Consider the following 19,280-nt stretch of genomic DNA (forward strand, 5'->3'; position numbering starts at 1 on the left):
AGCTTACAAACAGATAAGATCCCAGCAGGCGTCAAAGTTTTATTACTATTAACAACATAAAATCATCTGACCATTTTTAATTACTTTAGAAGCTGATTCATTTAAAATAAAAACAGGTTCAAAAAAAACGAACTGCAGGAGCAATTCGTTTTAATTTCAAATGGAACAGAGCTGAATCAATTTTTACCCGTATGTCCAAAACCGCCGGCACCGCGTTCTGTGGCTTCAAACTCATCCACCAAATCAAATTCGGCCTGAACCACAGGCACTAAAATATACTGCGCCAAACGCTCGCCTGGTTCTAAACTGAATGCCGCCTGCCCGCGGTTCCATACAGAAACCATCAGTTCGCCTTGATAATCGGAATCGATCAAGCCCACTAAGTTGCCCAAAACAATACCGTGCTTATGGCCTAAACCTGAACGCGGTAAAACCAAGCCCGCAAAATTCGTGTCTTGAATATAAATTGCTAAACCGGTTTTAACCAAAACTGTTTGGCCTGGCTCAATCACGGTGGTTTGCTCAACACAAGCGCGCAAGTCTAAGCCTGCAGAACCTGCTGTTGCATACGTTGGCATAGGCCATTCTTTACCTAAACGTGCGTCGAGTACTTTTACCTGAACTTTCATCGGTTCATTCCTGTTGATTTAATTGATTGAAATTAACGCTTAATCAGCGCACGTAAATTATCCAAGTAGTGCTGCGCCTGCTGTTTAGGATCGATATTTCCTGCCAGTTTTTTCTTGCGGCCCAGCCACTCCAGTTCATCTTCAGGCAATTCATCTAAAAAACGGCTCGGAGTTTGCTGCTTCATCTGCCCGCCCGCTTTGCGCTGCTCCGCCAAAGTAATGGTCAGGCCTTGACGCGCTCGGGTAATCCCCACATACATCAGGCGGCGCTCTTCTTCGACAGTATCCGCAGCAATTGAGTTTTTGTGCGGCAGCAGCTCTTCTTCAAGGCCAATCAGGTAAACATACGGAAATTCCAAACCTTTAGAGGCGTGAAGCGTCAGCAGATTCACTTTATCGGTATCTTCTTCTTCCTGCTGCTGCTCCAGCATATCCAGCAGCACCATTTTGCGGATGACGCTTTCAATATTCTTTTCGTCTACATCTTCTGCACGGTTAATTAGGCTTTGAATACTGCTGTACAGCACTCCAATATTGTCCAGCTTGGTTTTTTCCTGCGCAGGCGTCGCCGCCGTTTCTTTCACATAATCAATGTAGCCGGCTTCCAGCATCATCTGACGGATGATCGGTACAGGCTCATCATCTTCCAATAAAGTTCGGGTAAAACGGTCAATAAATTCGGCAAACTCGGCCAGCTGTGTCGTGGCCTTTTTCGGGATTACCATAGTCAGGCGCTGGTCACCCGCAGCAGCCAAAAGCGACAGCCGCTGCTCCTGCGCGAACAGCCCCAGTTTCTCTAAAGTTACAGGCCCAATTGCACGCTTTGGCGTGTTGATAATACGCAAAAAGGCACTGTCATCTTCCGGATTAATGATTAAGCGCAAATAGCTCATCATGTCTTTGATTTCTGAACGCGCGAAGAAAGACTGCCCGCCTGACAATTTATAGGGAATCTGCATTTGACGCAGCTGGGTTTCCAGGGCGCGGGCCTGAAAATTGCCGCGGTATAAAATCGCGTAATCTTTCCAGTTTTTGCCGTTCATCAATTTATGCGTGATCAGGTCTTTAACTACGCGTTCCGCTTCATCATCATCATTACGGCAAGTAATCACCCGAATCACTTCACCATGGCCTTTATCTGACCAAAGTTTTTTGTCAAAAATGTGCGGGTTGTTGCCAATCACTGTATTGGCAGCTTTCAGAATACGGCTGGTCGAACGGTAATTCTGCTCCAGCTTAATAACTTTTAAGTTGCGGAAATCTTCATTCAGCAGCGCCATATTTTCAGGCTTAGCGCCGCGCCATGCATAGATGGACTGATCATCGTCACCAACCGCAGTAAACTGCCCCATCACGCCCACCAGCAGCTTCACCAGCATATACTGCGCAGTATTGGTATCCTGATATTCATCGACCAGCAGATAACGGGTACGGTTCTGCCAGCGTTCACGCACTTCAGCGTTCTGCTGCAGCAAAAGTGTCGGCATGACAATCAGGTCATCAAAGTCGACAGCGTTGTAGGCACGCAAGTTGCGTTCATACAGCTGATAAAGATGCGCCATTTGCACGTCATCCGCTGTTTCACAGGTGGTATGCGCCTGCTCCGGCGGAATCAAGTCATTTTTCCAGTCTGAAATCATCTTCATCGCTTTGGCGATCAGCTCTTTGCTTTCAGCGCCCGATAAGTTATCGCGCTGCATCAGATCCATCAAAATGCGCTTGCAGTCATCGGCATCTAAAATCGAAAAATTGGCTTTCAGCGGAGTATTTTTGAGTTCCAAGCGGAGTAAATTCAAACCAAAAGTATGGAATGTCGAAACTGAAAGACCTTTGGCTTCTTCACGCGATAAAAGCTTGGTCACACGCTCTTTCATTTCACGCGCAGCTTTATTGGTAAAGGTCATTGCAGTAATGCGCTGGGCCGGAATCCCGCAATTTTTGACCAAATGGGCAATTTTTCGGGTAATCACCGATGTCTTGCCCGAACCTGCGCCAGCAAGCACTAACAAGGGCCCTTGAGTGTATTTCATGGCTTCAAGCTGCTTGTCGTTTAACTGGCTGCCGAGTGACATAGTGTTTCCTTTTCCTGATTCGGAGTCGATTATAGTCATCTCTGCGTGACTTTCCTAATCTAAAAGATGTTTTTCCGTTCATAAAAAAAACCACCCGAAGGTGGCTTCCTTTAATCAATAAATAAATTATTGAATTGCATAAATGCTGATTTCTACACGGCGGTTTTGTTCACGGCCTTCAGCAGTCGCATTTGAAGCGATTGGGTTTGCAGCGCCTTGACCTTGCGCATTAATGCGTGAAGTCGAAACGCCTTGAGACGCTAAGTAGCTTGCAACAGACTGCGCGCGCGCTTGAGACAATGGAATGTTGATTGAATCATTACCAGTGCTGTCAGTATAGCCAGTTACAAGAATACCGCTCTTGTTGTCTTCAGTTAACGTTTGAGCCACTTTATTCAAAGTTGAATAGAAGTTTGGCTTGATGTTTGATTTGTTAGTATCAAATGTGATGTTGCCCGGCATAACCAAACCAACAGAACCATCTGGATTACGGTTAACTTCTACACCAGTACCCGCCATTTGCTGACGAAGTTTTTTCTCTTTATTGTCCAAGTATACGCCAGTTGCGCCGCCCAGCACTGCACCGATAGCAGCAGCACGGTTGTTTTGCGCGCTGCTGTTTGCATTGCCCTTAGACAAGCCGTAGCCTGCAGCCGCGCCTACAAGTGCGCCAATCGCTGTTTTGTCGTATTCTACGCCGCCCAAGTTGTTGCCTGTAGATTGACAGCCAGATAGAACTAAAGCCCCTACTACCGCTGACGAAATTACTAGTGCACGCATTGCATGCCTCCTTCGTTGTGTTTGTTGTATGGTTGAAATGATGAATGAAACCAAAGGGCTGAACCATTGATTTTTTGTTAATAATAATCCCTTTATTTACATTTTGTAATGATTGATTGCGAAAATTCTGCTTACTTCGTCACAATTTCTTCATAGTTAGAATACAAGACTTTTCTATTTTCAAATCTGCAGCTATATTTGTGAGATTCGGCAAATTATAAATGATTTGATCCTAGGAAACTTTTATGCCATCTCAAAGCAATAAGCAACCAGCCTTAAAAAAAATCACACGTGGGCTTACAGTCGGTTCAGTTATTACCGGCAGCACTTTTTTTCATGGCCCGCCCGTTTTGGCGCTGGGATTAACCAAGCTGTTTAAGAAATCCAGTAAAGTCGATGAAACCAATATTAAAATTACCAACAGCTGGCTCAGTGTTAATAACTGGCTGATTGACAAGGTTTTGCCTAATACGCAGTGGGACATTACGGTCGATGAGCAGCTGGATTTAAATATGCAGGGCCGCTATTTGATGACCTGCAATCATCAAAGCTGGGTGGACACTACAGTGAACCAGTATTTTGGCCTGACCCGCATGCCGCTGACCCGCTTCTTTACAAAATGGGAACTTATTTTCATCCCATTTGTCGGCCAAGCCTTTAAAATTCTCGGCTTTCCGATGATGAAGCGCCACTCAAAAGAGCAAATTGCGAAAAATCCGGAACTGAAATACCGTGACATGGAGGAAGCGCGCAAGTCCTGTGAGCAGCTGCTCAGCCAGCCGTTCACCTTACTGAACTATTTGGAAGGCACACGCTTCACGCCGGAAAAGCAGGCGCAGCAGCAATCGCCCTATCAGCATTTGCTGAAACCCAAAGCCGGCGGTTTAGCGCTGGCGCTGAATATTTTAGGCGATAAAATTGATGCCTTGGTGGATATGACCATTGTCTATCCAGACGGCGCGCCAGGATATGGTGAGTTTTGGCTGGGCGAAGTGCCTCGCATTGCCGTTAATTTGCGTAAAATTGAGGTTCCGGCATGGGTGCTTGAAGGCAACTATGACGAAGATGCTGAATTCCGTGAAAAATTTCAAATCTGGGTGGATGGCCTATGGGCTGAAAAAGATCAGCTGATTGGACAAATGAAAGCTCAATACGCAGCGCTTGAGCAATAAACCCCAAAAATAAGGACGAAGTGAACGGACATGCCGCAAACTGAACGTGTTAAAAAATCTAAATATCATCATCTGGACCCGGGCAGCTTATCTTTCAAGCTGTTCCTGGCCTATGATATTTTTATGGTGTTTATCATCATCTTTAACCTCTTCTGCTTGGGCATGAACTTTTTCCTCATGAGTAATATCGGCGGCTGGTTCTTCAACAGCATCCATATGAGCAGCGTTCTGGAATTTTACCGTGAGCATCTGCACCCTTGGGTCATTACTACAGAAGCCTGGTTCATTATTTTTCTGATTGCCGAACTGCTCATCCGCTGGGGCATTGCGATTATTCAGAAACATCATCAACGCTGGTTCTTTTTTCCCTTTATTCACCTGTATGAAATACTGGCGATTATTCCGCATTTGCGTTTTTTAAGGCTGTTCCGCGCTGGCATTATCGCTTACCGCCTATATGAAATGGGCTATCAAATTTTTCCTAAATCCTGGCAAAACAAAGGCCTATTTTATTACCGCGTAGTTATGGAAGAACTGTCCGACCGCGTCGTCATTACGGTTTTGGATGGACTCAAGCATGAGCTGAACACCAGCACCACGCACAAAGATTTAATCAGCAATGTCATTCAGCATCATCGTGAACTATTTTCTCAAGTGCTTGCCGACATACTGCAGGAAAACCTTAGCAGAGAGCTCAAAGCAGACCGTGAGCGCATTGCCAGAAATGTCGGACAGATTGTCAACCGAGCCATTGAAGATACCCCTGAACTGACCCAGCTGCTGCGGTTAATCCCGATTGTCGGCGGACGCATTGAACAGCAGATTCAAAGTATCGGCCAGCGCCTAGGGGAAAATATCACCCAAGGCCTGATCGATCCGCTGGCTTATCCTGACGCCTCTGCTGCGCATCGGCCAAACTTATACTCGGATATCTCAAACCGAATCAGCCAAATCGAAATTGAAAAAAATGAAAAATTGGATGAACTTGTGCGTTCCGCAGTATTTGAAAGTCTGGATGCCGTCCGCAAACAAGTCAAAGTAAAACAATGGCAGCAAATCCTGCAGGAGCAGGATCAAGACAAAGAATAGGCAGCAATGCAAAATATTTGATTTTCGCGCTAGTGAAATGCGTCAATTTGTTCTAGCATTTGCTTTATTTATCACATCGCTTCGGCATAAAACAAACAGCTCAGAAGTAGTAAGGAATAATTATGGCTGATATACGGATAAAAGGCAGAATGGTCAATGCGATACGCATTAGCCTCGATACAAATGATCATGATGCGATCCGCCAGCAACTCACCCCTATGCTTCAAAAAGCTTTTCCAGCGGGCACTTTAGCTGTGATTGAAAGCAGTGTAGATCAGGAACTGATTGAACTGATACAGCTTTTGATCAGTCTGGACCTGCAGCCGATGGCTGTCACCGAAGGCCTGCTTGCAGCTCAGGCGCGCGCCATTCAGTTCCCTATTATTCCAGCTGACCGCCAATTGCAGCAGGTCAAAGCCACCAAAGAACAAGTGGCTGAAGCGCCGCCGGTAGCCGCTGAACAAAAATCATCAGCTGCCCCTGCGGCAGAAGCGCCGGCAGCACAGCACATTACCTCCTATCACGATGAAGTTTTGCGTACGGGCCAATGCCTTGTGCAGAATCATGGTGACATCATCAGCACCGCCGGCATTAACAGCGGCTCTGAAGTCATTGCTTCAGGAAATATACATATTTATGGCAGCGCCCGTGGTAGAGTCATTGCCGGAGCAGGAGGCAATACCGCTGCACGCATATTCTGCCACTCGCTGGAAGCAGAATTGGTATCTATTGCGGGAACTTACTGCGTTGCGGACGATATTCCGCAGCATGTAGCAAAACAGCCTGTACATATTTATTTAAATGACCAGCAAGAGCTGGTATTTGAAGCTCTGCAATTTTAATGTATAAATAAACACCAAAAGCCCCCAAATCTAAGAGGGGGATTTACCATAACAGGAGTGGATTCGGTGGCGAAAATTGTTGTCGTAACATCAGGCAAAGGCGGCGTAGGCAAAACAACTACGAGTGCATCTTTTGCAACAGGTTTAGCCCTGCGCGGTCACAAAACTGTTGTGATTGATTTTGACGTAGGCTTGCGTAACCTTGACCTTATCATGGGTTGTGAACGCCGCGTTGTTTACGACTTTGTCAATGTACTGAATAATGAAGCTCGATTGCAGCAGGCGCTCATTCGCGATAAAGACATTGAAAACTTGTATATTTTACCTGCTTCTCAAACCCGCGATAAAGATGCCTTGACCGATGAAGGCGTGGCGCGCGTTATGGATGAGCTTTCTCAAGAGTTTGACTATATTATCTGCGACTCGCCTGCCGGTATTGAACGCGGCGCTATTCTGGCGATGTATCATGCAGATGAAGCCATCATTGTGACCAACCCAGAGATTTCGTCCGTTCGTGACTCAGACCGCATTATTGGCATGCTGGACAGCAAAACCAAGAAAGTGGAACAGAACGAAGGCCGTATCCGCAAGCATCTATGCATTACACGCTTCAACCCTGAACGTGCTGATAAGCAGGAAATGCTGACCATTGATGACATCTCTAAAGATATTTTGCGTGTACCAACCTTAGGCGTCATTCCTGAGTGCAAGAGCGTGCTTCAAGCGTCAAATGAAGGTAAACCCGTTATTCTGTTTACAGAAGAAGCCGCGGGCCAAGCATATGACGATTTAGTCGCACGTTTCCTTGGCGAAGAACGCCCTTACCGTCATATTACGGTAAAACCTAAAGGCTGGTTAGCACGATTATTTGGAGCATAAAATGGCAGGATTCTGGAGTAAACTTTTCAGCAGCGAGGACAAGCCGTCTAGCGCTCAAACTGCAAAAGACCGTTTAAAAGTTATTGTTGCTTCTGAACAAGGCCTAGGCAAACGCTTGAGCCAAGACAAAATTGACCAAATGAAAAAAGAAATCATGCAGGTCGTGAACCGCTATGTCAGCGGCGTGGATGAGCAGCACATTCAAATGTCTGTCCGCTCGGAAGCCAATATTGAAATGCTCGAAATGAATATCAATTTGCCTGAAGAGCGTTAATCTGATTTCTGATTAGTCAAGCAAATTGAATCAAGGCAAAATACACGGCATGAGACTGGAGATGTAAAGCAATGCTTTACCCGGTCGCAAGACTGGGAGTATAGCTTCCAGTTGGCGAATTCAGTGAAAACTGCTTTCTCCTGCCGACAGTTATTTTGCCTTTTTTTATTTTCAAAAGAAAACCAAGGAGATTGCGATGGCATTATCTCAACCAGCGACCTTCAATGAAGAATGGTCTGATGAACGCGTATTTGCCTACTTGAATCAGCTGCCTCCTGAAGGCGTAAACGGCGATTTTCATGTGCTTTACCATGCTTTTAAACACATGCGCCCAAATGACTATGAGCGCCTGCTGACTAAATTCACAGCGGATGGCCGTAATGTGAATGCGGTCAATCCTGAAGGCCAGCGCATTCATGACGTGATCGCGCAATACCCGCGTCAAAGCGAAGGCTTCTTAGCCGTGTTGGCAAAATTTGCTTAAGCATTTTACAGTCAATAAAAAAGGGCCTGCATTTGCAGGCTTTTTTTATTGACTGGATATTCTTCGGGATATGCCAATAATGAAGCAATGATGCTGGTAGCGGCTTAATACAGCAGCCACATCAATAGCGGAAAACTGGCAATAAAACATAGCGTTTGCAAGCTGATTACCCCAGCCATCAATTGACTGTCCCCTTGAAAATAACGGGTTAGAATATAAGCAGCAGATGCTGTAGGCAAAGAAAAAAAAGTGACAACGATTGCGCTTTGCATCGTGTCCAGCCCTGCCCACATGCAGACGGCATATGCCAAACACGGCATCGCAATTAAGCGCCCTGCCGTATTCCATGACAAGCTGAATAAATCATAGCGCAGCTGCCCAAACTGCAGCGCCACGCCGACCGACAGCAATCCCAATGGCAAGCTCATCGCCGCCAAAATTTTCAGCAGCGACTGCATGCCGCTCAATAGGCCTAGGCCTGACAAATTAAATAAAATCCCTGCCGCGCAGCCTAGAATCAGCGGATTCTTAAAAACCGCCCATAACGTATTGAGCCACTGGCCGCGCTGTCCTTGAGAAAACCCCATGACAGACAGTATATTCACCGCAGGTATCGCAACAGCGATCAGCATTGCGAACATCTGCATGCCTTTAGCGCCAAAGAGCGTTCCCATCAAGGCCAAACCAATATAGGTATTAAAACGGATATGGCTTTGCAGATAGACGCCGAACCGGCCAGGCGGGATCTGATATATTTTTTTGCACAGCCACAATAGCGCGCTGACGCTAAATACAATGATGAAAAATGCAATCAGCATTTGAAGAATAGCCGGCAGTTCCAGCTGAACATCCGCTAAATTGGTAAACAAGAGAATTGGAAACAGGATGTAATAGTTCAGTTTCTCTGAGTTTTCCCAAAACTCATTCTTTAAAAACTGAGTCCTTTTTAAAACATACCCCATGGCAATCAATACAATCAGCGGAAATAACGCCATGATGATGTTCATTTTTCTCCCCATGCACCCTACTAGGGGTACTTTTACTTTAATTCACCTCACAATATAATACTCATTCAAATTCATAACAAAATGAGTAAATACTCATATTTAAAAATGACCTTAACCCAATTAGAAATTTTCGTTTTAGTTGCTGAACATCAAAGCTTTACTTTAGCGGCGAAGCAGCTGGGAATTACTCAATCCGCTGTTTCGCACGCCTTAAAATCGCTGGAAAAAGACTGGAAGGTCAATCTGCTGATCCGTGAACAGCACCGCATTGAATTAACGCATATTGGCAGCCAGCTCTTGCTGCATGCCAAAGAAATGCTGAATACGGCGCAAATTATGCAGCAAGAGATCAATGCTTCTCACGGCATTCAGCAAGGAACACTGCGGATCGGCTCTTTTGGAGCCTCGGCCTCTATTCATTTACTGCCGGAGCTATTGAAGGCATACCGCTTGCGCTATCCCAACCTAGAAATTTTTGTTGAGGAAGGCACCGATCTTGAAGTATCGCAGTGGATCCATGAACGGCGCGTCGATGTCGGTTTTGCGGTTTTGCCCCGCCCCAATTTAGATACCTATCCGCTGCTGCAGGATATTTTTATCGCCCTGATTCCAAAGTCATATCCGGCTGCGCAGCAAAGCGCTTTAAATATTCAAGACTTACAGCGCTACCCATTCATTATGACCAAGGCCGGCAGCCAAACCCATGTGGAGCAATTACTGCGCCAATATCATGTCCAGCCTAAAATTCAGTACCAGATGTCACAGCTGCTGACCATCCTGAATATGGTCAATCTGCAGGAAGGCATAGCCATCGTCGCCGATATGTCAATGACGCCTGAATTATTGCAGCTGCATCCGAATGTGGTAAAGCGCCCATTAATTCCAAATACGCAGCGGCAAATCGGGCTTGCGGTAAAGGATGAAAAATCGGTCAGCCCTGCAGCGAAAGCATTTATTCAGCTGGCGCAGGACATGTTTCATGACCAGTGCTAAATGCCTTAAACTGGCTAAAATGCAATACATAATTTATTTAAGATTGATCATAAAACCAATCAACTTTATATTATTGCTCAATCTATGCGATATTATGCTCATTTAACGCACATAGAATAGCGTGCAACATAATAACTATTCCAAAAAGTAACAATAAAATATGACCATTTCATCAGCAGATACCGTCCCGCTTGATCTTCAAATCGCTTATGCACATGTCGAAGAACAAAGAATCATCAGCTTAAACAGATTTATCTTTTTATCGGTTATTTCTTTTGGTCTTTACCCAATCTGGTGGATTTTTGAAGCTTGGCGCTTCTTTATGCAAAAGGATAAGCTGGATATTATGCCCGCAGCCCGCGCTATATTTGCAGTGTTTTTCATCTATTCACTCTTTAACCGCATTCAAAATTATGCCGAAGCGTATGGCTATCGCGCTAAATTTTCATCTGCGCTGATGTGTATTGGCTATATTGGCGGATCTATGCTGGCACAACTGCCGGATCCATACTGGCTTATTTCTGTCGCTGCATTTGTTTTTTTAATTCCCGCATTTCAAGCGCTGAATGATGCCAAACAAAATACACAAGGTTTGAAAATCGTGCAGATACATAAATTCAGCACCCCGCAATGGATATTGGTAATCTTCGGTTCAATCTTTTGGCTGCTGATTCTTGTCGCCCTGTTCATATTAAAAACGCCGCAGTAAGCAGAACTTATTGCGGCGCTATAAGGGCTAAAACTAGTGCCGTACAATCAACTTAGTGCAAATGGCAATTAAACTAAAATGTCGCGTTTGCCGTTTGCTCCCATTGAGCTCACAATGCCGTTTTCTTCCATCTGGTCAATGATTCGGGCAGCACGGTTATAGCCCAAACTGAACTTCCGCTGCAGCGAAGACGTTGAGGCCTTGCGGGTTTCTAAAACAAAAGAAACGCATTGGTCATATAAAGCATCACGGTCAGAACCGCCATCTCCATCTTCAAAACCGCGTGAAGTCGGCTCTTCATCATAAGGGGTTAAAATTTCATCAACATAATTCGGCTCACCGCGCTCACGCCAAGCATCACAAATCCGGTTCACTTCATCATCGGCAATAAATGCGCCATGCACGCGTTCCGGCTCAATTTTACCCGGCCCAAGAAACAGCATGTCTCCATGGCCCAGCAAGTCTTCTGCACCGCCTGCATCTAAAATAGTCCGCGAGTCAATTTTACTGTTCACACGCAATGCTACACGTGTCGGAATGTTGGCCTTAATCAAGCCGGTAATAACATCAACTGATGGACGCTGTGTTGCCAAAAGCAAATGAATGCCTGCCGCACGTGATTTCTGCGCCAAACGGGTAATCATCTCTTCCGCTTTTTTACCCACCTGCATAATCATGTCCGCAAACTCATCGGCGACAATCACAATCGATGGCAACGGCGTTAAACGCGGCGCGCGTTCACCGACCACAGAATCACTGGCTTTCCAAGTCGGATCAATCAGGTCTTCGCCATTGGCAATCGCTTCTTCTACCTTCCGGTTGTAGTCACTGAGCTTACGGATTTTTAAGAAGGACATCAGCTTATAGCGGCGTTCCATTTCATTGACACACCAATTAAGTGCATTGACGGCATCTTTCATGTCCGTCACCACAGGTGTCAGCAAATGCGGAATATCGTTATAGTTAGCAAGCTCAAGCTGTTTCGGGTCAATCAGGATTAAACGCAATTGCTCAGGCGTGTATTTCAGCAGCATCGATAAAATCATTGAATTGACCGCCACGGATTTACCAGAACCTGTCGTTCCAGCGACCAGCATATGCGGCGCTTTACCTAAATCCGCAATTACGGGATTGCCTGAAATATCTTTGCCCATCGCCATTGAAAGAATGCTGTTCGGGTCAGTAAATGCAGGAATAGTCAATAATTCAATCAAGCGCACCATTTCGCGCGCGCTGTTCGGCACTTCAATGCCAATGTAAGGTTTACCCGGAATCACTTCGACTACACGTACCGATGCCATAGACATTGAACGGGCCAAATCCCGGGAAATATTGGTCACTTTCGACGCTTTGACGCCTGGCGCTAAATCCAGCTCAAACCGGGTTACAACTGGGCCGGGCTGCGCTTCGATCACTTTGGCTTTGACATTGAATTCCTGCAGTTTAATTTCCAGCAGTTCAGATAAGCGCGCCAGCTGCTCTGCGGTAAAATTGACTTTTTTATTCAAATCAACTTCGTCCAGCAACTCAAGCCCCGGCAATGTCGGTAAATCCAAACGTTTTTTAGCGACCTGCATGGAACGCGACATAGGGCGGCCAGCAGCATCTGTCAGCGGCGCATCTAAGTCGAAGTCATCATCTTCGTCCACTTCTACTGGTTTGCCGGCCGTATCCTGCCATACATCACGGAACGCATCTTTATTGGATGTGATTAATGCTTTTTCATCCTCAGTCACATAGGAATCTGGCACAGCCGCCGGCGGATTAATATGTGTTTGAATTTCCGCTTTCACAAATGGCGACGATTGCGCATAACTGCTTGCTGTACGCGGCGCTGAAACGGGTTCAGCAACTCCTTGGTCTTCCACCAGCAAATCGTCTAAATCATCAAAATTCGTTTCTAAAGCCGATTTAGGCAGATGTACTGGCGCAACAGCAGCTGCAGATACCGCAGCAACTGTCACGGCCGGAACTGCATCATCTAAAATATGCAGCGCAGGAGCAGCCGCTGTGTCGGCCGGATGATTAAATGGCGCATGAACATCTGTTGCTGTTTTGCCATTCGGCACAGCAGCAAGCAGTTCATCAAAAATTTCGTCATCATCCCAATCTACAGTTTTCTGTTTAGCGGACTCTGCTGGTTCAGCCGCACTGGCTTGCGGATGAACCACATGCTGAAAATGCCCTGCTGGATTGCTCGGCTGGTCTTCTTCCGCCGCTTTCAGCAAAGCATCAATATCCTGCTTATGACGCTGATCTTCATTGGAGTGCAGAGCACGCCAAACTTCACCTGTCGCAACTACTTTCTGGCTGTCTTGTTCTAAACGGTGGGCTTTTTCCAGCGTGCGTTCAAATTCGTCATCGTGTTCCGCTGCATCATATTCAGCAGAATGCGCTTCTTCTTGCGCAGATGACCACTCTTTATGAGCGATATCTTCGAACAGCCGCTCTGCTGCGCGGTCGCGGACAGCAGGGTCTACGTGCACTTCACGGTGTTCTGGCGCAGGCGTCACTGCCGCTGCAGATTTTACAGCCGCAGAAGCCGCGGCTTCTTTTTTAACTGGCGGCGCCGTCCGGTCAAATGCAGACTCTGACTCCGGCACATTGCGGTAAAATAAATCCTGCAGATAGGCTGGCGCAGCTTTGAGTGTCGCCCAAGTGCGGTTCCACTTAACCCCAAAGGCCAGTGTGAACAGCAAAATCAAAAATGCGACTAAAAAAAGCCCAGCACCATACACCGTCAGCAGATTTTCTAAACTGCCGCCCAGTTCATAGCCAATAATGCCGCCAGAAGAATTATCTAAAGTATCTGCCGGCACTTTCCACATTAAAAACAGCAAGCTTGCACAGGCCAGCAAAATGAAAAATTGCGCGGCATAGCGGAAAGGACGATTCAGAAAACTATGCGGCCACCAGACTTGTATTGCTTCTGCAAACAGATATACAGGAATGAGCAGGCTTGCCCAGCCCAAAAAGCCGAACAGCAGGTCTGCAATCCACGCGCCAGCGACACCGCTTGCATTCGACACCTGCAAAGTATCACTGGAAATATGCATCCAGCCAGGGTCAAATGGTGTGTAGGTCACTGTTGCAAGGAACAGATATATCCCAAAAGAGACTAAAAATAATGTCATTACTAAGCGCTGTGCATAAGCACTCGACACCGCTGTCATATACTGTCCTGTCGCCAATTCTTCATAAATGTTTTTGTTTGCTGTTTTGCTTTAAAAAGCCCCGCAATAACGCATTATTATGCACCTGTTCCTTAAAAAAAGATGCAAGATTATTGATGTATGTTGTTAACTGAAAGCTATATAGCTCAAATCGATTTCAATGATCAATAATATCGACTTTAATCGCACACATTCACCATACACTTTCACGTATAATTCCATAAATTTCTATATAAAAAAAGGATGCCGCGGATGAGCGCTCGTCACTCACGTTTGATTATTCTTGGTTCTGGCCCTGCCGGCTACAGCGCAGCGGTGTATGCTGCCCGCGCCAATCTCAAGCCAACCTTAATTGCTGGCTTGCAGTTAGGCGGTCAATTGACCACGACAACTGAAGTTGACAACTGGCCAGGCGATGCGCATGGCTTAACTGGCCCTGCCCTCATGGAACGCATGCAAGAACACGCAGAGCGTTTCGGTACAGAAATCGTGTACGACCACATCAATGAAGTGAATTTAAACGTCCGCCCATTTGTACTGAAAGGCGATATGGAAGAGTTCACCTGTGATGCGCTGATTATTGCCACTGGCGCAACAGCACAGTACTTAGGTCTTGAATCTGAAGCGGCGTTCATGGGCCAAGGCGTCAGCGCCTGCGCAACCTGTGACGGTTTCTTCTACAAAAACCAAAAAGTGATGGTTGTAGGCGGCGGCAACACTGCGGTTGAAGAAGCGCTATACCTTTCAAATATTGCATCGCATGTGACTTTAGTTCACCGCCGCGATTCATTGCGCTCTGAAAAGATTTTGCAGGATCACCTTTTTGAAAAAGAAAAAGAAGGCAAAATCAGCATTATCTGGAATCATCAGGTCGATGAAGTATTGGGAGATGCGAAATCTGGCGTAACGTCTGTACGCTTGAAATCCACTCAAGATGATTCAGCTCAAACTGTTGATGTCACAGGCATGTTCGTTGCGATCGGGCACAAACCGAACAGTGAAATGTTTGCAGGCCAGCTCAACTTGCGTGACGGTTACATCCAAGTGCAAAGCGGCACATCGGGCAACGCGACTCAAACTTCTGTGCAAGGCGTTTATGCAGCCGGCGATATCGCTGACAGCGTTTACCGCCAAGCCATTACATCTGCTGGTTCAGGCTGTATGGCTGCGCTGGATGCAGAAAAATACTTAGATGCTTTAGGCCAATAAGCTAAAGATTCTTTGTACATTAAGAAACCGCCCGCTCTGGGCGGTTTTTTTATCACTGATTTTAGGTATGATCTTCCTATCATTTGTTAATCTTCCAGCACGCCATGATGCAAATTTTTCCCCCGTCAGAATTCATTTTCCCCAATCCAATCGAAGCTGATCCGGATGGGCAAGGGCTGATTTGCATTGGTGCTGACCTATCCCCCTCCACCCTCTTTGAAGCTTACTCAAATGGGCTGTTTCCCTGGTTTTCTGAAAACGATCCTATTTGCTGGTGGAGTCCTGAGCCGCGCTGCATTATCCGTCCGCAGGATTATCAGCCAAGCAAGTCCCTGATCCGCACCATGAAAAAAATGGATTATAAAATTACAGTTAATCAAGCTTTTGAAACTGTTATCCGCGCTTGCTCGCTGCCGCGCAGCTATGCAGATGACACGTGGATCAGTGAAGAGATTATTCAGGCATATTGCGAAATGGCTGCAGCAGGCTATGGCTACAGTATAGAAGTTTGGGCCAATGACACTGTTGTCGGCGGGCTGTATGGCCTCAATATTGGCCGCGGCTGCTTTGGTGAGTCGATGTTCAGTACGCAGACGGATGTTTCTAAAATGGCTTTTTACACGCTGATGCTGATAGGCCGTGAAAATCAGCTGCCATGGATTGACTGCCAGCTGGTCAATGACCACTTACTGAGCCTTGGCGCTTGCACACTTTCTCGCCATGAATACCTAAAATCGTTACAAGATGTAATAAAACAGCCGCCTATCGATTGGAAAAAGTATCAGGACAGTGTATTTTCAAGTAAAACAATCGCGCAAAACGCGCGGCTGATTGAGTAGCAATCCGCCGTATCACACAATAATAGCGAGGGATATTTGAAAATGAATTCATATCAGCCAAAGTCCCTATTGAATGAATTGCAGTATTACATTACGCCGCCGCATGATTGCAGCTATCTGGAAAATAAATCTGCGCGCATGGTCTTTTTAGATCCGGTTCACCGAATTGACGTCGTAACGCTGTCTGAACTTTCACGAATGGGATTCCGCCGCAGCGGAGATTTTGTTTACCGCCCAGAATGCCATTTGTGCCGGCAATGCCTGTCATCACGCGTTCCGGTTCAGCTTTTTGAAATGAACAGCAAACAGAAAAAAGCATGGAAACGCAATCAAGACCTGACTTTAAAAATCAGCCGGCCGCAAGATGCATCAGATGTGCACTACGCTTTATATGAGCGCTACATCATTGAACGCCATGCAGATGGAGATATGTATCCGCCCAGCCGCGATCAGTTTGAAAAATTCTTAATTCACAGCTGCACTGACAGCTTCTTTTTAGAATTATGGAAGGATGACCGCCTCATCTGCGTTTCAACCTGCGACCCGTTAGATGATGGCCTTTCTGCAGTCTATACATTTTTCGACCCAGACGAGAGCCGGCGCTCATTGGGTGTATTTGCGGTTTTAAAGCAGATTGAACATGCTAAAAATTTAGACCTCAAATACATCTATTTAGGGTACTGGGTACCGCATTCCAATAAAATGAATTACAAGTCCGAATATATACCGCTGGAACTTTTATTGGATGGCCAATGGCGCAGGCTGAACCGCACCCTGACCACCGAGGAAATTTCACAGCTGGGGGATTCGCTCATGACGACCCTGCCTTCAGGCTGGAATAACCCCATTATTAAATAAACGTATAATTTCAATCGCCATGAATCTGAGCCTTAATTAAACAGCTTAGAAAAATCATCGCTGCAGGCTTTGACCATAATAATGGCATGCTCACGCTTGCCATCAGGCTTTGGATAATAATTTTTACGCAAGTCTATTTGATGAAAATCTGATTTTTCATACAGCTTTACCGCTGCCGTATTGCTCTCCCTTACCTCAAGAAAAATCTGCACGGGGTTATTCTTCAGCATTGCTATTGATGCTTCCAGCAGCTCATAGCCTAAACCCTTCCCCTGCTGGCTTGGATGGATCGCCATCAGCAGCAAATTCGCCTCGTCCAAAACCGGCTGTAAAATGCAAAAGCCCAGCACTTCGCCGTTTTCCTCTATAACCGTACTTTGATATGCATTCACAGCATCCTCGAACTGCTTTTTGCTCCAAGGATGGCTTTGTACTAATTTTTCAATTTCTGCGACAGCAGGAACATCCGCAGCATTCATCAAACGAATCATCTTCGTTTATCTTTTATCGAAATAGGAGTAGCGAATTATAAAAACTTTCACAAAAAAATCGAGCAAAAAAGAGCGATTTTCATCGCTCTCCGCATCAAATTGACTAAAGCAGCGGTTCAGCGGTCGAATAGTAAAAAAATCATGCCTATTAAAAGCCCAATTTTTCTTTCCAGCCCATCAGCAGCTGATCTGTATCTAAATCATTAGGATGAAAGCCCAGACGGAAATATTCCAGCATCTCTTTCCCCATGCCTGTAATCACCCCTTTGGACGGGCTATAGGCATAGGTATAAATATCTTTCAATGACTGAAAATTCAGCTGTTTATCATCCTGCAGCAGCCGAAGTACAAAATAGCTCTGCACAAAAAACAAGGTCACCATAGCGCCAACCAAAGAACTTGTACGAAGCATATACGCTTTTAGGCCTTTGCCAAATACACCTTCAAAGACATCATACGCTACGGCTTTGTGCTCATTTTCTTCAATTGCATGCCATAACCACATTGTTTTCATGGTTTCATCTGTCATCAAGGCTTGAATATGCGGGTTTGTCAGCAATTGTGACGCTATCGTGGCCGTAAAATGCTCGAGCGCTGTCGTGGCGGTTAAATCAACCATTTCCTGTGTAATGCCTACAGGCTTGCCAATCAATGCAAATACTTTTCGAGTCCGCTGAATCACTCGGTCAGTAATGCGGTCCAAGCGGTCCACATCATGCCCGAATTTCTGCGCAGAGGCATTGAACCCAGCATGTTCTTGCGTATGCATGGCTTCTTGACCAATGAAAGCGCTGATTTCTTTTTGCAGTATTTCATTGTCTTTAATCGCAGGATGCTGACGCACAGCACGCACACTATCAATGAAAAATTTTTCGCCAGCCGGGAATAAAGCTGACAGCCCCGTCATAAAATGTGTCAGCCCTGCAGAGCCATTCATCCAATATTCTGGGACAGTATTGAAATCAAAATTCATGTGGCGGACCGGGAAACTTGCGCCGGCGCGATTGGTAATTTTAACTTTAGCATTCATGTTGCTGCTCCTTTTAAGTGAATGATTCACCTAAAAACTTATATTTATTTTCATAGCTTTATCTTACTTTGTTCTGATTGCGCTATAAGTGCAGATAAGGACAGCAAATTATCAGTTAAGGACAGCTTAATTAATTATTGTCGGACAATTTGGCAGCACAATATTTTATATCATCATGTCTATATAGAATTTGGCATAAAAAAAGCGCCCCAAAGGGACGCTTTTTTTACACAGTAAAGTGATTATGCAGTAACTTTAGCAACTACACCAGCACCAACTGTACGGCCGCCTTCACGGATCGCGAAGCGTAAGCCAGCGTCCATAGCGATCGGGTGGATAAGCTCTACTGACATTTCTACGTTGTCACCAGGCATAACCATTTCAACGCCTTCTTTCAATTGAATAGCGCCAGTTACGTCAGTTGTACGGAAGTAGAACTGTGGACGGTAACCGTTAAGGAATGGAGTATGACGGCCGCCTTCTTCTTTAGAAAGCACGTATACTTCTGCGTCAAATTTAGTATGCGGCTTGATCGCGCCTGGCTTAGCCAATACTTGACCACGCTGAACGTCTTCACGCTTAGTACCACGTAGAAGAACACCACAGTTCTCGCCCGCACGGCCTTCGTCAAGAAGTTTACGGAACATTTCTACGCCAGTTACAGTTGTTTTAACTGTATCTTTGATACCAACGATTTCAACTTCTTCGCCTACTTTCACGATACCAGCTTCAACACGGCCAGTTACTACT

19 protein-coding genes are annotated in these 19,280 nt (G+C 45.8%); 11 read left to right on the forward strand and 8 right to left on the reverse strand.

Annotation, left to right across the window (positions count from 1 at the left end):
- Positions 1 to 176: 176 nt before the first annotated feature.
- From dut to AZH43_RS12430, 3 genes are all read right to left on the reverse strand, one after another.
- Positions 177 to 629, reverse strand: coding sequence for a dUTP diphosphatase (gene dut / locus AZH43_RS12420; protein ID WP_067670140.1), 453 nt, complete (start codon positions 627 to 629; stop codon positions 177 to 179).
- 32 nt (positions 630 to 661) lie between these two features.
- Positions 662 to 2,701, reverse strand: coding sequence for a UvrD-helicase domain-containing protein (locus AZH43_RS12425; protein WP_067670141.1), 2,040 nt, complete (start codon positions 2,699 to 2,701; stop codon positions 662 to 664).
- Positions 2,702 to 2,827: 126 nt separating this feature from the next.
- Positions 2,828 to 3,481: an OmpA family protein gene (locus AZH43_RS12430; protein WP_067670143.1), complete on the reverse strand. Its 654-nt coding sequence runs from the start codon at positions 3,479 to 3,481 to the stop codon at positions 2,828 to 2,830.
- Positions 3,482 to 3,726: 245 nt separating this feature from the next.
- Between AZH43_RS12430 and AZH43_RS12435 the strand changes: the two genes are divergently transcribed.
- The 6 genes from AZH43_RS12435 (at position 3,727) to AZH43_RS12460 (ending at position 8,221) form a co-directional block, all read left to right on the forward strand.
- Positions 3,727 to 4,653 (forward strand): acyltransferase, encoded by a 927-nt coding sequence (locus AZH43_RS12435; protein ID WP_067670146.1) that lies wholly within the window; start codon positions 3,727 to 3,729, stop codon positions 4,651 to 4,653.
- Positions 4,654 to 4,683: 30 nt separating this feature from the next.
- A complete protein-coding gene (locus AZH43_RS12440; protein WP_067670148.1) occupies positions 4,684 to 5,742 on the forward strand; it encodes a hypothetical protein in 1,059 nt (352 codons plus the stop codon).
- A 122-nt stretch (positions 5,743 to 5,864) separates the two neighbouring features.
- Positions 5,865 to 6,584 carry a septum site-determining protein MinC gene (minC, locus tag AZH43_RS12445; RefSeq protein ID WP_067670150.1) on the forward strand — a complete coding sequence of 240 codons (720 nt, stop codon included), beginning with the start codon at positions 5,865 to 5,867 and terminating at the stop codon, positions 6,582 to 6,584.
- A gap of 66 nt (positions 6,585 to 6,650) precedes the next feature.
- Positions 6,651 to 7,463, forward strand: coding sequence for a septum site-determining protein MinD (gene minD, locus AZH43_RS12450; RefSeq protein ID WP_067670152.1), 813 nt, complete (start codon positions 6,651 to 6,653; stop codon positions 7,461 to 7,463).
- Between the two features lies 1 nt (position 7,464).
- Complete coding sequence (minE, locus tag AZH43_RS12455) at positions 7,465 to 7,737, forward strand: cell division topological specificity factor MinE (protein WP_067670154.1); 273 nt, start codon at positions 7,465 to 7,467, stop codon at positions 7,735 to 7,737.
- A gap of 196 nt (positions 7,738 to 7,933) precedes the next feature.
- A complete protein-coding gene (locus AZH43_RS12460; RefSeq protein WP_067670156.1) occupies positions 7,934 to 8,221 on the forward strand; it encodes a PA4642 family protein in 288 nt (95 codons plus the stop codon).
- Positions 8,222 to 8,325: 104 nt separating this feature from the next.
- On the opposite strand, the gene AZH43_RS12465 is transcribed toward AZH43_RS12460, so the two are convergent.
- Positions 8,326 to 9,228, reverse strand: coding sequence for an AEC family transporter (locus AZH43_RS12465; protein ID WP_067670158.1), 903 nt, complete (start codon positions 9,226 to 9,228; stop codon positions 8,326 to 8,328).
- 105 nt (positions 9,229 to 9,333) lie between these two features.
- Here AZH43_RS12465 and AZH43_RS12470 point away from each other — a divergent pair, with 105 nt between their 5' ends.
- The gene (locus AZH43_RS12470) at positions 9,334 to 10,221 is read left to right on the forward strand and encodes a LysR family transcriptional regulator (protein WP_067670179.1); all 888 of its coding nucleotides are present in this window, start codon (positions 9,334 to 9,336) and stop codon (positions 10,219 to 10,221) included.
- 160 nt (positions 10,222 to 10,381) lie between these two features.
- Complete coding sequence (locus AZH43_RS12475; protein WP_067670160.1) at positions 10,382 to 10,930, forward strand: hypothetical protein; 549 nt, start codon at positions 10,382 to 10,384, stop codon at positions 10,928 to 10,930.
- A gap of 68 nt (positions 10,931 to 10,998) precedes the next feature.
- On the opposite strand, the gene AZH43_RS12480 is transcribed toward AZH43_RS12475, so the two are convergent.
- Positions 10,999 to 14,103, reverse strand: coding sequence for a DNA translocase FtsK (locus AZH43_RS12480; protein ID WP_067670161.1), 3,105 nt, complete (start codon positions 14,101 to 14,103; stop codon positions 10,999 to 11,001).
- Between the two features lie 252 nt (positions 14,104 to 14,355).
- Here AZH43_RS12480 and trxB point away from each other — a divergent pair, with 252 nt between their 5' ends.
- The 3 genes from trxB (at position 14,356) to AZH43_RS12495 (ending at position 17,009) form a co-directional block, all read left to right on the forward strand.
- Positions 14,356 to 15,312, forward strand: coding sequence for a thioredoxin-disulfide reductase (gene trxB, locus AZH43_RS12485; protein WP_067670163.1), 957 nt, complete (start codon positions 14,356 to 14,358; stop codon positions 15,310 to 15,312).
- Positions 15,313 to 15,419: 107 nt separating this feature from the next.
- Positions 15,420 to 16,151 carry a leucyl/phenylalanyl-tRNA--protein transferase gene (gene aat, locus AZH43_RS12490; protein ID WP_067670165.1) on the forward strand — a complete coding sequence of 244 codons (732 nt, stop codon included), beginning with the start codon at positions 15,420 to 15,422 and terminating at the stop codon, positions 16,149 to 16,151.
- A 42-nt stretch (positions 16,152 to 16,193) separates the two neighbouring features.
- Entirely contained in the window at positions 16,194 to 17,009 is an 816-nt protein-coding gene (locus AZH43_RS12495) for an arginyltransferase (RefSeq protein WP_067670167.1), read from the forward strand.
- Between the two features lie 32 nt (positions 17,010 to 17,041).
- Here AZH43_RS12495 and rimI read toward each other — a convergent pair whose 3' ends face one another.
- The 3 genes from rimI to AZH43_RS12510 form a co-directional block, all read right to left on the reverse strand.
- Positions 17,042 to 17,500 (reverse strand): ribosomal protein S18-alanine N-acetyltransferase, encoded by a 459-nt coding sequence (gene rimI / locus AZH43_RS12500; protein WP_067670169.1) that lies wholly within the window; start codon positions 17,498 to 17,500, stop codon positions 17,042 to 17,044.
- 148 nt (positions 17,501 to 17,648) lie between these two features.
- Positions 17,649 to 18,530, reverse strand: coding sequence for a metal-dependent hydrolase (locus tag AZH43_RS12505; RefSeq protein WP_067670171.1), 882 nt, complete (start codon positions 18,528 to 18,530; stop codon positions 17,649 to 17,651).
- 242 nt (positions 18,531 to 18,772) lie between these two features.
- On the reverse strand, positions 18,773 to 19,280 hold a 508-nt coding region (locus tag AZH43_RS12510), incomplete at its 5' end, for an EF-Tu C-terminal domain-related protein (protein ID WP_206598957.1).

The sequence above is a fragment of the Acinetobacter pragensis genome (genome assembly GCF_001605895.1).
Lineage (GTDB): Bacteria > Pseudomonadota > Gammaproteobacteria > Pseudomonadales > Moraxellaceae > Acinetobacter > Acinetobacter pragensis.

What these genes read in the sequence shown, in the direction of transcription:
- dut (WP_067670140.1), bottom strand. Translation starts at nt 629, where the DNA reads ATGAAAGTTCAGGTAAAAGTACTCGACGCACGTTTAGGTAAAGAATGG.
- AZH43_RS12425 (WP_067670141.1), bottom strand. Translation starts at nt 2,701, where the DNA reads ATGTCACTCGGCAGCCAGTTAAACGACAAGCAGCTTGAAGCCATGAAA.
- AZH43_RS12430 (WP_067670143.1), bottom strand. Translation starts at nt 3,481, where the DNA reads ATGCGTGCACTAGTAATTTCGTCAGCGGTAGTAGGGGCTTTAGTTCTA.
- AZH43_RS12435 (WP_067670146.1), top strand. Translation starts at nt 3,727, where the DNA reads ATGCCATCTCAAAGCAATAAGCAACCAGCCTTAAAAAAAATCACACGT.
- AZH43_RS12440 (WP_067670148.1), top strand. Translation starts at nt 4,684, where the DNA reads ATGCCGCAAACTGAACGTGTTAAAAAATCTAAATATCATCATCTGGAC.
- minC (WP_067670150.1), top strand. Translation starts at nt 5,865, where the DNA reads ATGGCTGATATACGGATAAAAGGCAGAATGGTCAATGCGATACGCATT.
- minE (WP_067670154.1), top strand. Translation starts at nt 7,465, where the DNA reads ATGGCAGGATTCTGGAGTAAACTTTTCAGCAGCGAGGACAAGCCGTCT.
- AZH43_RS12460 (WP_067670156.1), top strand. Translation starts at nt 7,934, where the DNA reads ATGGCATTATCTCAACCAGCGACCTTCAATGAAGAATGGTCTGATGAA.
- AZH43_RS12465 (WP_067670158.1), bottom strand. Translation starts at nt 9,228, where the DNA reads ATGAACATCATCATGGCGTTATTTCCGCTGATTGTATTGATTGCCATG.
- AZH43_RS12470 (WP_067670179.1), top strand. Translation starts at nt 9,334, where the DNA reads ATGACCTTAACCCAATTAGAAATTTTCGTTTTAGTTGCTGAACATCAA.
- AZH43_RS12475 (WP_067670160.1), top strand. Translation starts at nt 10,382, where the DNA reads ATGACCATTTCATCAGCAGATACCGTCCCGCTTGATCTTCAAATCGCT.
- AZH43_RS12480 (WP_067670161.1), bottom strand. Translation starts at nt 14,103, where the DNA reads ATGACAGCGGTGTCGAGTGCTTATGCACAGCGCTTAGTAATGACATTA.
- trxB (WP_067670163.1), top strand. Translation starts at nt 14,356, where the DNA reads ATGAGCGCTCGTCACTCACGTTTGATTATTCTTGGTTCTGGCCCTGCC.
- aat (WP_067670165.1), top strand. Translation starts at nt 15,420, where the DNA reads ATGCAAATTTTTCCCCCGTCAGAATTCATTTTCCCCAATCCAATCGAA.
- AZH43_RS12495 (WP_067670167.1), top strand. Translation starts at nt 16,194, where the DNA reads ATGAATTCATATCAGCCAAAGTCCCTATTGAATGAATTGCAGTATTAC.
- rimI (WP_067670169.1), bottom strand. Translation starts at nt 17,500, where the DNA reads ATGATTCGTTTGATGAATGCTGCGGATGTTCCTGCTGTCGCAGAAATT.
- AZH43_RS12505 (WP_067670171.1), bottom strand. Translation starts at nt 18,530, where the DNA reads ATGAATGCTAAAGTTAAAATTACCAATCGCGCCGGCGCAAGTTTCCCG.